At 57.6% G+C, this 12,499-nt stretch carries 15 protein-coding genes; 3 read left to right on the top strand and 12 right to left on the bottom strand.

Features of this window, described 5'->3' with window-relative positions; genetic code table 11:
- Positions 1–2: 2 nt before the first annotated feature.
- The 6 genes from pheT to thrS form a co-directional block, all read right to left on the bottom strand.
- Positions 3–2,381: a phenylalanine--tRNA ligase subunit beta gene (gene pheT, locus AC07Y2_RS19155; RefSeq protein ID WP_103386627.1), complete on the bottom strand. Its 2,379-nt coding sequence runs from the start codon at positions 2,379–2,381 to the stop codon at positions 3–5.
- A gap of 26 nt (positions 2,382–2,407) precedes the next feature.
- A complete protein-coding gene (pheS, locus tag AC07Y2_RS19150) occupies positions 2,408–3,424 on the bottom strand; it encodes a phenylalanine--tRNA ligase subunit alpha (protein WP_011333387.1) in 1,017 nt (338 codons plus the stop codon).
- Between the two features lie 109 nt (positions 3,425–3,533).
- On the bottom strand, positions 3,534–3,890 hold the full coding sequence (rplT, locus tag AC07Y2_RS19145; protein ID WP_002553161.1) for a 50S ribosomal protein L20: 357 nt from the start codon (positions 3,888–3,890) through the stop codon (positions 3,534–3,536).
- A 30-nt stretch (positions 3,891–3,920) separates the two neighbouring features.
- Positions 3,921–4,115: a 50S ribosomal protein L35 gene (gene rpmI / locus AC07Y2_RS19140; protein ID WP_002553160.1), complete on the bottom strand. Its 195-nt coding sequence runs from the start codon at positions 4,113–4,115 to the stop codon at positions 3,921–3,923.
- 60 nt (positions 4,116–4,175) lie between these two features.
- Complete coding sequence (gene infC, locus AC07Y2_RS19135; protein ID WP_169432615.1) at positions 4,176–4,727, bottom strand: translation initiation factor IF-3; 552 nt, start codon at positions 4,725–4,727, stop codon at positions 4,176–4,178.
- Positions 4,727–6,649, bottom strand: coding sequence for a threonine--tRNA ligase (gene thrS / locus AC07Y2_RS19130; protein WP_039771550.1), 1,923 nt, complete (start codon positions 6,647–6,649; stop codon positions 4,727–4,729). Before thrS ends, infC begins: the two co-directional genes overlap by 1 nt.
- A 372-nt stretch (positions 6,650–7,021) precedes the next feature.
- Between thrS and AC07Y2_RS19125 the strand changes: the two genes are divergently transcribed.
- Positions 7,022–7,324, top strand: coding sequence for a hypothetical protein (locus tag AC07Y2_RS19125; protein ID WP_039771551.1), 303 nt, complete (start codon positions 7,022–7,024; stop codon positions 7,322–7,324).
- Between the two features lie 290 nt (positions 7,325–7,614).
- Positions 7,615–7,827 carry a cold-shock protein gene (locus AC07Y2_RS19120; RefSeq protein WP_007956027.1) on the top strand — a complete coding sequence of 71 codons (213 nt, stop codon included), beginning with the start codon at positions 7,615–7,617 and terminating at the stop codon, positions 7,825–7,827.
- Between the two features lie 72 nt (positions 7,828–7,899).
- Here AC07Y2_RS19120 and AC07Y2_RS19115 read toward each other — a convergent pair whose 3' ends face one another.
- Both AC07Y2_RS19115 and AC07Y2_RS19110 read right to left on the bottom strand, forming a co-directional pair.
- Positions 7,900–8,217, bottom strand: a complete 318-nt coding sequence (locus AC07Y2_RS19115; protein ID WP_039771553.1) for an I78 family peptidase inhibitor — start codon at positions 8,215–8,217, stop codon at positions 7,900–7,902.
- A gap of 166 nt (positions 8,218–8,383) precedes the next feature.
- On the bottom strand, positions 8,384–8,689 hold the full coding sequence (locus AC07Y2_RS19110; protein ID WP_007956024.1) for a hypothetical protein: 306 nt from the start codon (positions 8,687–8,689) through the stop codon (positions 8,384–8,386).
- Between the two features lie 128 nt (positions 8,690–8,817).
- On the opposite strand from AC07Y2_RS19110, the gene AC07Y2_RS19105 reads away from it, so the two are divergent.
- On the top strand, positions 8,818–9,030 hold the full coding sequence (locus AC07Y2_RS19105; protein WP_039771555.1) for a hypothetical protein: 213 nt from the start codon (positions 8,818–8,820) through the stop codon (positions 9,028–9,030).
- Between the two features lie 33 nt (positions 9,031–9,063).
- On the opposite strand, the gene AC07Y2_RS19100 is transcribed toward AC07Y2_RS19105, so the two are convergent.
- The 4 genes from AC07Y2_RS19100 to AC07Y2_RS19085 are packed head-to-tail and all read right to left on the bottom strand — an operon-like array spanning position 9,064 to position 12,498.
- Positions 9,064–10,092 carry a nucleoside hydrolase gene (locus AC07Y2_RS19100; RefSeq protein ID WP_039771556.1) on the bottom strand — a complete coding sequence of 343 codons (1,029 nt, stop codon included), beginning with the start codon at positions 10,090–10,092 and terminating at the stop codon, positions 9,064–9,066.
- Between the two features lie 44 nt (positions 10,093–10,136).
- Positions 10,137–10,541, bottom strand: a complete 405-nt coding sequence (rbsD, locus tag AC07Y2_RS19095) for a D-ribose pyranase (protein WP_039771558.1) — start codon at positions 10,539–10,541, stop codon at positions 10,137–10,139.
- Positions 10,538–11,455, bottom strand: a complete 918-nt coding sequence (gene rbsK, locus AC07Y2_RS19090) for a ribokinase (protein ID WP_103386626.1) — start codon at positions 11,453–11,455, stop codon at positions 10,538–10,540. The genes rbsD and rbsK overlap by 4 nt, the downstream gene beginning before the upstream one ends.
- Positions 11,456–11,478: 23 nt before the next feature.
- A complete protein-coding gene (locus AC07Y2_RS19085; protein WP_103386625.1) occupies positions 11,479–12,498 on the bottom strand; it encodes a LacI family DNA-binding transcriptional regulator in 1,020 nt (339 codons plus the stop codon).
- Position 12,499: the final 1 nt, after the last annotated feature.

Below are 12,499 nucleotides of genomic sequence, written 5' to 3'. Positions count from 1 at the left end.
CGTCACTTCCTTAACGTGGCGTTCAACCTTTGTTCGAGCGAGGTGAGGATATTTTGCGTCGTCGAATTCACCTCATCGTCATTAAGAGTGCGCGATGGATGCTGCCAGGTCAAGCCGACTGCAAGGCTTTTTCTATCAGGATCAATGCCTTTACCCTGATACACGTCAAATAGCCTGAGGTCTGTCAGCCATTCGCCTGCATTTTCACGGATTACGTCCAGTACAGCCGAGGCTGCGACGTCTTTGTGCGCAATCAGTGCCAGGTCACGACGCACCTCAGGAAAGCGCGACAACTCATGGAATTTCGGCATTTTACCCAGAGCGACTTCAGCCAGAACCAGCTCGAAGACGAAGACCGGACGGTCGAGACCCAGGGATTTCGACAACTCAGGGTGAATCGCGCCGATAAAGCCGACTTCACGCCCTTCCCGCTCGATGCGTGCGGTCTGACCAGGATGCAGTGCAGGATGTTTACCCGGTGCAAAAGTGAACTGGTCCAGCGCACCAGCAAAGCCCAGCACCGCTTCTACGTCAGCCTTGACGTCGAAGAAGTCAACGGTGTCGCGACCTTGCGCCCAGCCTTCCGGCAGACGGCTGCCGCACACCACACCGGCGATCATCGGCTCTTGTTTCAGACCTTCCAGCTGACCTACAAAGCGCAGACCGCTCTCGAACAGACGAACGCGATCCTGCTGACGGTTGAGGTTGTGCTGCAGCGCCTTGACCAGACCCGGCCACAGCGACGAACGCATGGCGGCCATGTCATTGGAGATCGGGTTCGCCAACAGCAGCGGCTCAACGCCCGGGTTGAACAGCTCGAACTGCTTCGGATCGATGAAACTGTAAGTGATTGCTTCCTGATAACCACGAGCGACCAGCAGACGACGCAGTTCCGGCAGATCGCTGCGCGCTTCGGCCTTGGCCTGTGGCGCCAGACGAGCTTGCGGGTAACGAACCGGCAGGCGGTTGTAACCGTACAGACGTGCCAGCTCTTCGATCAGATCGACTTCCAGGCTGATATCGAAGCGATGGCTCGGCACTTCTACGCGCCACTGCCCTGCTCCGTCGGCGGAAACCTTCAGACCCAAAGCGCTGAGCAGACGCTCGACTTCGGCGGAATCCATTTCCATGCCCAGCATCTGGGTAATGCGCTGCGCACGCAGAGTGATCGGCGCGATCGACGGCAGGTGCTGCTCGCTGACGGTCTCGATGATCGGGCCGGCTTCGCCACCGGTGATGTCCAGCAGCAGGCCAGTGGCGCGCTCCATGGCTTCACGGGCCAGTTGCCAGTCAACACCACGCTCGTAGCGGTGCGAAGCGTCGGTGTGCAGACCGTAGGAACGAGCCTTGCCCGCCACCGCGATCTGGTCGAAGAACGCACTCTCAAGGAACACGTCGCGAGTGGTCGCGGATACGCCGCTGTGCTCGCCACCCATCACGCCGGCAATCGCCAGAGCGCGAGTGTGGTCGGCGATCACCAGCGTATCGCTGCGCAGGCTGACTTCCTGACCGTCGAGCAGCACGAGCTTCTCACCCTCTTCCGCCATGCGCACCCGGATGCCGCCATTGATTTCGGCGAGATCGAAGGCGTGCAGCGGCTGACCCAGCTCGAGCATTACGTAGTTGGTGATGTCGACTGCGGCATCGATGCTGCGCACTTCAGAGCGACGCAGACGCTCAACCATCCACAGCGGCGTCGGCTTGGACAGGTCAACGTTGCGAATGACACGACCCAGATAACGCGGGCACGCGGCAGGTGCCAGGACCTCTACCGAGCGCACTTCATCGTGCACCGCCGGAACGGTCATCACCACCGGGCGAGTGACCGGAGCGTCGTACAGCGCGCCGACTTCACGAGCCAGACCAGCCAGAGACAGACAGTCGCCACGGTTCGGAGTCAGGTCGACTTCGATGCTGGCGTCTTCCAGGTCCAGATAAACACGGAAATCTTCGCCCACCGGCGCATCAGCCGGCAGCTCCATCAGACCGTCATTGCCTTCGCCGATCTGAAGTTCGGCTTGCGAGCACAGCATGCCGTTGGACTCGACGCCGCGCAGCTTGGCCTTCTTGATCTTGAAGTCGCCCGGCAGTTCGGCACCGATCATCGCGAACGGAATCTTCAGGCCCGGACGCACGTTTGGCGCACCGCACACGACCTGGAAAGTTTCCGCGCCATTGCTGACCTGGCAAACGCGCAATTTGTCGGCATCGGGGTGCTGCTCGGTGCTCAGCACCTCGCCCACCACCACGCCACTGAAAACACCGGCGGCCGGCGTAACGCTATCGACCTCAAGACCGGCCATCGACAGACGGGCAACCAGCGCGTCGCGATCTACCTGCGGGCTGACCCAGCCACGCAGCCATTGTTCACTGAATTTCATCCTGCTCTCCTAAGAATTCGTTACGACTAGCGAAATTGCGCGAGGAACCGCAAGTCGTTGTCGAAGAACAGACGCAAGTCGTTCACGCCGTAACGCAGCATGGCCAGACGCTCAACGCCCATGCCGAAGGCAAAGCCCGAGAACTCTTCCGGATCGATCCCGGACATGCGCAACACGTTCGGGTGAACCATGCCGCAGCCCATCACTTCCAGCCAGCCGGTCTGTTTGCAGACGCGGCAGCCTTTACCACTGCACATCACGCATTCCATGTCGACTTCGGCGGAAGGCTCGGTGAACGGGAAGTACGAAGGACGGAAACGCACGGCCAGTTCTTTTTCGAAGAACACCCGCAGGAACTCTTCGATCGTGCCTTTGAGGTCGGCGAAGTTGATATCGCGATCGACCAGCAAGCCTTCGACCTGGTGGAACATCGGCGAGTGGGTGATATCGGAGTCGCTGCGGTACACACGACCTGGGCAGACGATGCGGATCGGCGGCTTTTTCGATTCCATGGTGCGGACCTGTACCGGCGAGGTATGGGTGCGCAGCAACATGTTGGCGTTGAAATAGAAGGTGTCATGCATCGACCGGGCCGGGTGGTGGCCTGGGATGTTGAGCGCCTCGAAGTTGTGATAGTCGTCTTCGACCTCAGGGCCTTCGGCGATGCCGTAGCCGATATGGGTGAAGAACTGTTCGATACGTTCCAGAGTCCGGGTTACCGGATGCAGACCACCGGAGGTCTGACCACGGCCCGGCAGGGTCACGTCAATGGATTCGGCAGACAGTTTGGCAGCCAGTTCGGCTTCCTCAAACAAAGCCATGCGCGCATTGAGAACGCCTGTAACACGCTCCTTGGCAACGTTGATCAGGGCGCCGACTTGCGGACGCTCTTCTGCCGGCAAATTCCCCAGGGTCTTCATCACCTGAGTCAATTCACCTTTTTTGCCAAGGTATTGAACCCGGATTTGCTCCAGGGCATTGATATCTTCAGCGCTTTGCACAGCCTCTAGTGCTTGAGAGACCAGCGCATCCAGGTTTTCCATGTACAGACTCCAGATACAAAATAGGGGAAGAGCTTGAAGGCTCTTCCCCTATTTATGACGTTTAACACCTGACCCCACAGAGGTGAGGCCGGGTGACTGTCGGGGGTACTTAAGCCAAGGTGGCTTTAGCTTTCTCGACAATCGCAGCAAACGCCGCTTTTTCGTTCACTGCCAGATCAGCCAGAACCTTACGGTCGATCTCGATGGACGCTTTTTTCAGGCCGGCGATGAATCGGCTGTAGGACAGACCGTTAACACGAGCACCAGCGTTGATACGAGCGATCCACAGAGCGCGGAACTGACGTTTTTTCTGACGACGGTCACGGTAGGCGTATTGGCCTGCCTTGATTACCGCTTGCTTGGCAACACGGAATACGCGGGAGCGTGCGCCGTAGTAGCCTTTAGCAAGTTTCAGAATTTTTTTGTGACGTTTACGGGCAATGACGCCACGCTTTACACGAGCCATGAGTTACTTCCTCTATTCTTGATCCAAAAATTAACGAAGGCGCAGCATGCGCTCGACTTTTGCCACGTCAGACGGATGCAGCAAGCTGCTACCGCGCAGTTGACGCTTACGCTTGGTCGACATTTTGGTCAGGATGTGGCTCTTGAAAGCGTGCTTGTGCTTGATACCGTTAGCAGTTTTCAGAAACCGCTTAGCAGCACCACTTTTGGTTTTCATCTTTGGCATGTTCGGATACTCCGCATTCAGTTGATAAACATAATCAGAAGGCCTGCCGTGCCCTGTTGATTACTTCTTCTTTTTCGGGGCGATGACCATGATCAGCTGGCGTCCTTCCATCTTAGGATGCTGTTCGACCGAACCGTACTCGAGCAGGTCTTGTTCAACCCGCTTGAGGAGTTCCATCCCCAGCTCCTGGTGGGCCATCTCACGGCCGCGGAATCGCAAGGATACCTTGGCCCTGTCCCCGTCACTCAGGAAACGTACCAGGTTGCGCAGTTTTACCTGGTAATCCCCTTCCTCCGTCCCTGGACGAAACTTGATTTCTTTTACCTGAATCTGCTTCTGGTTCTTCTTCGCCGCAGCAATCTGCTTCTTCTTTTCGAAGATCGATTTGCCGTAGTCCATCACCCGGCAAACCGGTGGGACTGCGTCGGCAGAGATTTCTACCAGATCAAGCTTGGCTTCTTCAGCAATACGAAGCGCTTCATCAATCGAGACGATGCCAATCTGCTCGCCATCAGCGCCAATTAACCGAACCTCGCGTGCCGAGATATTCTCGTTGATCGGGGCTTTCGGTGCAGCTCGTTTATCTTGTCTCATTTCACGCTTAATAATAATTACTCCGAATCTGGGCGACCACGCCGGGAAACCGCTTGCGCGAGAAACTCAGCGAACTGGGCGACGGGCATCGAGCCCAGGTCAGCACCTTCACGAGTACGCACAGCGACAGTCTGCATCTCGACTTCCTTATCCCCAATAACCAAGAGATATGGAACCTTGAGCAAAGTATGCTCGCGGATTTTAAAGCCGATCTTTTCATTTCTCAAGTCGGACTTGGCACGAAACCCGCTTTCGTTGAGAGTTTTTTCGACCTGAGCGACGAAATCTGCCTGTTTATCAGTGATATTCATGATCACTGCCTGGGTTGGCGCCAGCCACGCAGGGAATGCACCTTCGTAGTGCTCGATCAGAATCCCGACGAAACGCTCGAACGAACCGAGGATCGCACGGTGCAACATCACCGGGTGCTTGCGGCTATTGTCTTCGGAGACGTATTCGGCTCCCAGACGCACAGGCAGGTTGAAATCGAGCTGCAAGGTACCACACTGCCACACGCGGCCGAGGCAATCTTTCAGCGAGAATTCAATCTTCGGACCGTAGAACGCACCCTCACCCGGCTGCAGATCGTATGGCAGGCCAGCGCTATCAAGGGCTGCAGCGAGGGCTGCTTCGGCGCGATCCCACAGCTCGTCGGAACCAACGCGCTTTTCCGGACGAGTGGACAGCTTCATCTCGACATCGGTGAAGCCGAAGTCACGGTAAACATCCATGGTCAGCTTGATGAACGCAGCGGATTCAGCCTGCATCTGCTCTTCGGTGCAGAAGATGTGGGCGTCATCCTGGGTAAACGCACGCACACGCATGATGCCGTGCAGCGCACCCGATGGCTCGTTACGGTGGCAGGCACCGAATTCGGCCAAGCGCATCGGCAACTCGCGGTAGCTCTTCAGGCCCTGATTGAACACCTGCACGTGGCACGGGCAGTTCATCGGTTTGATGGCGTAGTCGCGGCTTTCCGACTCGGTAGTGAACATGTTGTCGGCGTAGTTGGCCCAGTGCCCGGACTTTTCCCACAGGCTACGATCAACGACTTGCGGCGTCTTGATTTCAAGATAGCCATTGTCGCGCTGCACCTTGCGCATGTACTGCTCGAGTACCTGGTACAACGTCCAGCCATTCGGGTGCCAGAACACCATGCCCGGCGCTTCTTCCTGTGTATGGAACAGGCCCAGGCGCTTGCCGATCTTGCGGTGATCGCGCTTTTCAGCTTCTTCGATACGCTGGATGTAAGCAGCCAGTTGCTTCTTGTCTGCCCACGCGGTGCCATAAACGCGCTGCAATTGCTCGTTCTTGGCATCACCGCGCCAGTAGGCGCCGGACAGCTTGGTCAGCTTGAAGGATTTCAGGAAGCGTGTGTTCGGCACGTGCGGACCGCGGCACATGTCGACGTATTCTTCGTGGTAGTACAGGCCCATGGCCTGCTCGTTCGGCATGTCTTCGACCAGGCGCAGCTTGTAGTCTTCGCCACGGGCCTTGAACACTTCGATCACTTCGGCACGCGGAGTGACTTTCTTGATCACGTCATATTCTGTATCGATAAGCTGCTGCATGCGCTGTTCGATGGCCGCCATGTCGTCCGGAGTAAAAGGACGCTCGAAGGCGATGTCGTAATAGAAACCTTCGTCGATGACCGGCCCGATGACCATTTTTGCAGTCGGATACAGCTGCTTGACCGCATGGCCGACCAGGTGGGCGCAAGAGTGGCGAATGATCTCCAGCCCCTCTTCATCCTTTGGCGTGATGATTTGCAGCGTTGCGTCGCTGTCGATGATGTCGCTAGCGTCAACCAGCTTGCCGTTCACCTTGCCGGCCAGGGTGGCCTTGGCCAGGCCTGCACCGATGGATGCGGCGACCTCGGCTACGGAAACCGGGTGATCGAATGAACGTTGACTGCCGTCGGGAAGAGTAATAGTTGGCATGGCGCCTCCTCTCCTAGTGGTGACCCCTACCAAAGGTCACGTGGGTTGGGATGAGCCAGTACAAGATCCGGTCCAGGCCATTCAATGACGAACGCCTGCCTTACAGCGGCAGGAGCCTTGCGGCCAACCGGAAAACCGAACCAGAGTGACTGGGATTCAAATCAGAAAATTCGTGCGCGGCCGCAACCGGGACTGAAGGTCATCCGGAGCCTGCGAACGCCCGAGCCAGGCATGCTAGCACAGATGAATGGTCACCGATGCACTCTGGTTTTTACCAAGAGGCAAATCGTCTGTTTTATGCCAGAGTGCTGAACTTGATCGGCCTTTGGGCCCTCAGATAACAAGACATTGACCCACAAGGAGCATCCTCGCATGCGTCTTAATACCCTGCTTGCTGCAGTCGCCCCCCTCGTTTTGCTGCTGCCGCTGAGCGCCCACGCCGACTGGCCAAAGGGCGAGCGTGAGAAATACATGGCTCAGTGCACCCAGGCGGCCACTCCGCAAATCGGTGCCGCTGCCGCAAAATCCCACTGCGCGTGCGGTGCCGATGCCATCAAGTCTTATCCGGCCAGCGACATTCAGTCATTGATGGACAACAAGGCCACGCCTGAGCTGCAACAAAAAGCTCTGGGGCAAATTGCCAAATGCAAGGCCAACGTCCCGGCGAAAAAATGATGAAACAGGCCTTTTCACTGCCCCCAGCCCCGCTGAAAGGCATCTGATTCAGGCCTTTTCGTACGATTTATGCAGGTTTTACAGGTTTTTTTATTGTCTTTACTTTTCGCGAAAAGCCTTTTAAACCGGGGCCTCCAGCCGAAACAGGCAGTAAAGAAAACACGACTGATTGGCAAACAGCACGTCCGGGGGGCTACCAAAGCAAACATTTCGACTATGATACCCCGGTGTGCCCAGTTGGCCTGAGCAGCACAGTACTACTGAAAATATATGTTTCTTGGAGATACACCATGTCTAATCGCCAAACCGGCACCGTTAAATGGTTCAACGATGAAAAAGGCTTCGGCTTCATCACTCCTCAAGGTGGCGGTGACGACCTGTTCGTACACTTCAAAGCTATCGAAACTGACGGTTTCAAAAGCCTGAAAGAAGGCCAAACCGTCTCCTTCGTGGCTGAGAAAGGCCAAAAGGGTATGCAAGCTGCACAAGTTCGCCCAGAGTAATTTCCCGGCGCACTAAAAAAACCCCGTCCATGTGACGGGGTTTTTTATGGGTGATACAAAAGCTCGACAGATTCAGCCGCAGTTGACGCGGGTGACCACCAGGTTCTGATCGGTATTCAGGTTGAGGCGATCAGAGCGGTACTCCAAAGTAATCATGTCATTGGGCTTGAGGAACCGGGCGTTCTGCGCACCGGCTTTTTTGCGTGCCTGCTCCAACAGCTCCGGCGAAGCTTTCTTGCCGAGAGCGAATTCCGCTGCTGACGCCTCACAACGACCAAGGCCGGCCTCAGTCGTCACTGGATCCTTTTGCGACTCACTGGAGGTTGTGCTGCAACCCGCCAACACAGCAACGGTCATCAGTGCACCCAGTGACGCGAACTTCCAAGGCATGAAGCCTCCTTATTTCAATTTTGAGCAGAGATCGTGCGACCGCCAATACGGCGTTTGGTTTCACGGTGAGAGCCATCCCCCTGCCCCACGATCGGAAAAACGCCGAGTGTGCCTGAGCAACGCCTGAAATCTCACCCCGTAAAACGTCACTGAATATTAATAAGGCTCAATAGACATCAATGTAGTCGTAAGGCGGATTCGGCCAATTGTCTTTGAGCGCATTGAAAATCTGCATGACCCAGACTTCGTCGCTGGCCGCGACATTTCCCACATACCCCGAGCCTTTTGCCCAGGTCTCCAAGCGAAACAGCAGGCCATCGATGTCCTGGCCGCCAGTGACACCCGAAGAGATATAGGCAATCCCGCCCTTGGTCACGCGCAGTTGGGTATGTTCGTCATCACTGGCCGACGCCAGCATCCGGCGGACAGCATCAAGGGTCAGGCCATCGGGGCTATTCAGATCGATCTGCACAGCGCAATCCTTGTTTTCTGCGGAAACGACCAAGTGTCGCATAGCCCTGCGCTCATGCCTAAGTCGCAGTGCCAAACGCTCGACAAAATGGTTAACTCAAAAATCCGATCTCGCGACCGAGCCTTGCCATGACCACCGTAAGCATTAGCGCCGACATCAAGGCCACCTGGCCACAAGGGCACAGTTCCTATAGTCCGGGCAGTCCGGAGGAATTGGCATTGATCACTATCGATTTGCTGGTGAAGTCGCTGGGAACCCAGGGCGCGCAGTCATTCATTGCCCAGCTGTTCGAGAAATATCCCGATGACATCAAAGGGGCATCGGACACCGAGAGGGAGTAAAAGCCCGCAAGCTGGCACCTGCGGGCGTATCGCTTACTTCAGACGCTTGAGACGCTCGGTCAGCAGGTCGAAGAAGCCCTGGGCGTCACCGCTCTCCACCCAGAAAGCGTTCTTCGGCGCCTTCAGGCCGTCATACCAGTCGACAATGGTCTGGCCGAAGGTCGGGCCTTCACGGCTGTCGACCACCACATTCACCGAACGCCCCGTGAACAGCTCAGGCTTGAGCAGGTAAGCCACAACCGTGGCGTCATGCACCGGGCCACCCGGAATGCCGTAGTGCTCCATATCCCCTTTGATGTACTCGTTGAGGATGTCGCCAACAATCTTGCTCGCATTGTTGTTCAGCGCCGCGATCTGCTTCAGGCGCGCGTCACTGGTCAGGATCTTGTGGGTCACGTCCAGCGGCAGGTAAGTCAGTTTCACGCCGCTTTTGAGCACCACCTCCGCGGCTTGCGGGTCGGCGTACAGATTGAACTCGGCCACTGGCGTGATATTGCCGCCATTGAAGTGGGCGCCCCCCATGATCACTACTTCCTTGATTCCCTGAACAATCTCCGGCTCCTGGATCAGCGCCAGGGCCAGGTTGGTCTGCGGGCCGAGCATCGCAATAGTGATACTGTGTGGCTTGGCTTTTTTCAGGGTGTCGATCAGGTAGTTGACAGCATTGCCCTCGGCCAGGCCTTTTTTCGGTTCGTGCACGGTGACACCCGACAGGCCTTCCTTGCCATGGATGTTTTCGGCGTAGATCGGCGTGCGCATCAACGGTTTTGGCGCGCCGGCGTACACCGGAATCTCTTCCCGCCCTGCCCACTCACGGGCCAACCGCGCATTGCGCGAAGTCTTGTCCAGACGCACGTTGCCAGCGACGGTGGTCAACGCACGAATGTTCAAATCCTCCGGGGAGGCCAGGGCAAACAACAGGGCGACCACGTCGTCGGCGCCAGGGTCGGTGTCGATGATCAGGTCGATCTTTTCCGCCGCCTGGGCGCCGGTCGCGGTTATCACGGACAAAAGCAGCAGACTCCGAATCAATTGATGCATTTTTTGAGCATAGCGGTGCATGGCGCATTCCTTGTGCAGATGAAATCAAAAGGGGCGAACCCTGTTTAGAACGTAACACCGGCCACAAGCACGATGTTGCAGTACGGCTGACATTCACCCGTACGAACAATCGCTCGTGCCTGTCGGCTGAGTACCTTGAACTGCTCGTGACTGAGCAGGTCACGCCGCCCCAGCGAGCCTTCGTCATTCAGTTCGTCCAGCGTGGGCAGCGCAGTCGGTTGCTTGTCGAAAATCTCCTTGGCCAGTGCGTGGCTTTCCACCTGCATCTCGCTGAGCACGACTTTCAGGGTGCTGACGAAATCCGGCACGCCGTGCGTCAACGCCAAGTCGATCAACTCGACACCCGGCGGTACCGGCAGGCCGGCATCGCCGATCACGACCATGTCGCCGTGGCCGAGGGAAGCAATCAGCCGCGAAAGGGCGACATTGAGCAAAGGAGTCTTTTTCATGCGGGTTTGAATGCCTGTACGTCGGAGGTGGTAGGAATGGAGGGCTGGGCACCTGCCCGGGTGACCGACAGGGCTGCAGCGACTTGTCCGAAACGAATGGCCTCGTCCTCGGTTTTGCCGGTCGCCAGTGCAGCCGCAAATCCGCCGACAAACGTATCCCCGGCGGCAGTGGTATCGACAGCCTTCACTTTGGGTGCAGGAAAATGCCGGTAACCCGTGCCGTTGGCGAACAATGAGCCTTGAGCCCCAAGCGTGATGATGACCTTGCCGGCGCCCAGTGACATCAGGTGCGCTGCTGCTTTTTCAGCGGTCTCCAATGAGTCCACCGGCAAACCGCTGAGGGCGGCGGCCTCGCTCTCGTTGGGAATCAGGTAATCGATGGCGGCAAACCAGTCCGCCGGCAGCGGGCGACTGGCCGGCGCCGGGTTAAGGATGACCGTCTTGCCCAGTTCACGTCCGCGCTTCAGCGCATGGCCTACCGTGGCATCGGGGATTTCCAGCTGGCAAATGATCACGTCGGCAGCCTGCAGCACGGCGTCAAACCGGTCGACAACCGCCGGAGTCATCGAACCATTGGCGCCGGCCACGATGACAATCGCGTTTTGACTGTTGTCATCGACCACGATCAGCGCCACGCCACTGGAATCCTCCACCACGCTGACCGCCTGACAATCGATCTGCTCGGCCAGCAACGCGTCGCGCAATTGCACGCCATAGTCATCGTTGCCGACACAGCCGACCATCGACACCCGCGCACCCAGTCGCGCGGCAGCTACGGCCTGATTGGCGCCCTTGCCCCCGGACACGGTAGTGAAGGAATGACCGATCAGCGTCTCACCGCCCCGGGGCAAGCGCGGCGCGCGGGTGACCAGATCCATGTTCAGGCTGCCTATTACCACTACATTTGCGGACATACATCACTACTCTTCAATTCGTTTCAGCGGTATTCGGTGAACACGCCGGACAGCGGTGCAGTCGATTCGCGCAGGACAATACTCGGGGTCACGATCCGCTGATCCGTCGCCAGACCCGGGGTGGCAATTCTTCGCAACAAAACTTCCGCGGCCATCTCCCCCAGTTGCAGGATCGACTGGCCCACAGTCGTCAGCGCGGGATACACGTAACGGCTCATCTGGATATCGTCGAAACCGATCACCGACAGTTCGGCAGGCACGCGCACGTTGCGCTCGGCCGCGGCTCGCAGCACACCGATGCCGATCATGTCGTTACCGGCAAAGATCGCGCTCGGCGGATTGCGCTCAAGCAGGACGGAAGCAGCGTTGTAACCGCCAGTGCTGGTGAAGTCGCTTTCCAGCATGCGCGACGGGGACACCTCAACACCGGCCTCTTTCAGCGCGCGACAAAAACCGGCCTGACGCATTTGCGCAACACTGGTACTGGCCGGACCACCGATCGTGGCGATATCGCGATGACCGAGCTCAAGCAGATGTCGCGTTGCGAGGTACGCGCCATATTCGTGATCGATGCGCACCAGATCGGCGTCCACGCCTTCGAGTCCACGGTCGACGATCACCATCGGCGTCTTCACGCCGGCCAGTCCTTGTGCCAGACCGCTGTCGCCACCCGCAGACGCGACGATCAAACCGTCGATGCGCTTTTCGAGCAGCACCCGCAGGTAGCTGCGCTGCTTGTCCGGGTTGTCGTCGGAGTTGCAGAGAATTACGCAGTAACCGTTACGCTCGCAGTAATCCTCGATCCCGCGCGCCAGTTCGGCGAAGTACGGGTTGAGGCTGTTGGGCACCAGCAAACCGATGGTGGCGGTGGTTTTCGCTTTCAGCGATCGGGCCACTGCGCTCGGCACATAGTCGAGACTCTTGATCGCCGCCTCGACCTTGAGCCGCACCTCTTCGCTCACCGGTCGGGTCTTGTTTACTACGTGGGACACGGTCGTGTAGGAAATTCCTGCAAGTGCCGCCACATCCTTGATCGTTGCCATT

The organism is Pseudomonas sp. GW456-12-1-14-TSB6, from assembly GCF_059424205.1.
Note: the sequence above shows the minus strand (reverse complement) of the source record. Positions and strands in the feature narration are given on the sequence as shown.

Excerpts from the sequence above, each read along its gene's own strand:
- AC07Y2_RS19105 (WP_039771555.1), top strand. The coding sequence starts at position 8,818 with ATGACCACCGTAAGCATTAGCGCCGACATCAAGGCCACCTGGCCACAA.
- rpmI (WP_002553160.1), bottom strand. The coding sequence starts at position 4,115 with ATGCCAAAGATGAAAACCAAAAGTGGTGCTGCTAAGCGGTTTCTGAAA.
- AC07Y2_RS19100 (WP_039771556.1), bottom strand. The coding sequence starts at position 10,092 with ATGCACCGCTATGCTCAAAAAATGCATCAATTGATTCGGAGTCTGCTG.
- AC07Y2_RS19120 (WP_007956027.1), top strand. The coding sequence starts at position 7,615 with ATGTCTAATCGCCAAACCGGCACCGTTAAATGGTTCAACGATGAAAAA.
- AC07Y2_RS19125 (WP_039771551.1), top strand. The coding sequence starts at position 7,022 with ATGCGTCTTAATACCCTGCTTGCTGCAGTCGCCCCCCTCGTTTTGCTG.
- AC07Y2_RS19085 (WP_103386625.1), bottom strand. The coding sequence starts at position 12,498 with ATGGCAACGATCAAGGATGTGGCGGCACTTGCAGGAATTTCCTACACG.
- pheS (WP_011333387.1), bottom strand. The coding sequence starts at position 3,424 with ATGGAAAACCTGGATGCGCTGGTCTCTCAAGCACTAGAGGCTGTGCAA.
- pheT (WP_103386627.1), bottom strand. The coding sequence starts at position 2,381 with ATGAAATTCAGTGAACAATGGCTGCGTGGCTGGGTCAGCCCGCAGGTA.
- rbsD (WP_039771558.1), bottom strand. The coding sequence starts at position 10,541 with ATGAAAAAGACTCCTTTGCTCAATGTCGCCCTTTCGCGGCTGATTGCT.
- thrS (WP_039771550.1), bottom strand. The coding sequence starts at position 6,649 with ATGCCAACTATTACTCTTCCCGACGGCAGTCAACGTTCATTCGATCAC.
- rplT (WP_002553161.1), bottom strand. The coding sequence starts at position 3,890 with ATGGCTCGTGTAAAGCGTGGCGTCATTGCCCGTAAACGTCACAAAAAA.
- AC07Y2_RS19115 (WP_039771553.1), bottom strand. The coding sequence starts at position 8,217 with ATGCCTTGGAAGTTCGCGTCACTGGGTGCACTGATGACCGTTGCTGTG.
- rbsK (WP_103386626.1), bottom strand. The coding sequence starts at position 11,455 with ATGTCCGCAAATGTAGTGGTAATAGGCAGCCTGAACATGGATCTGGTC.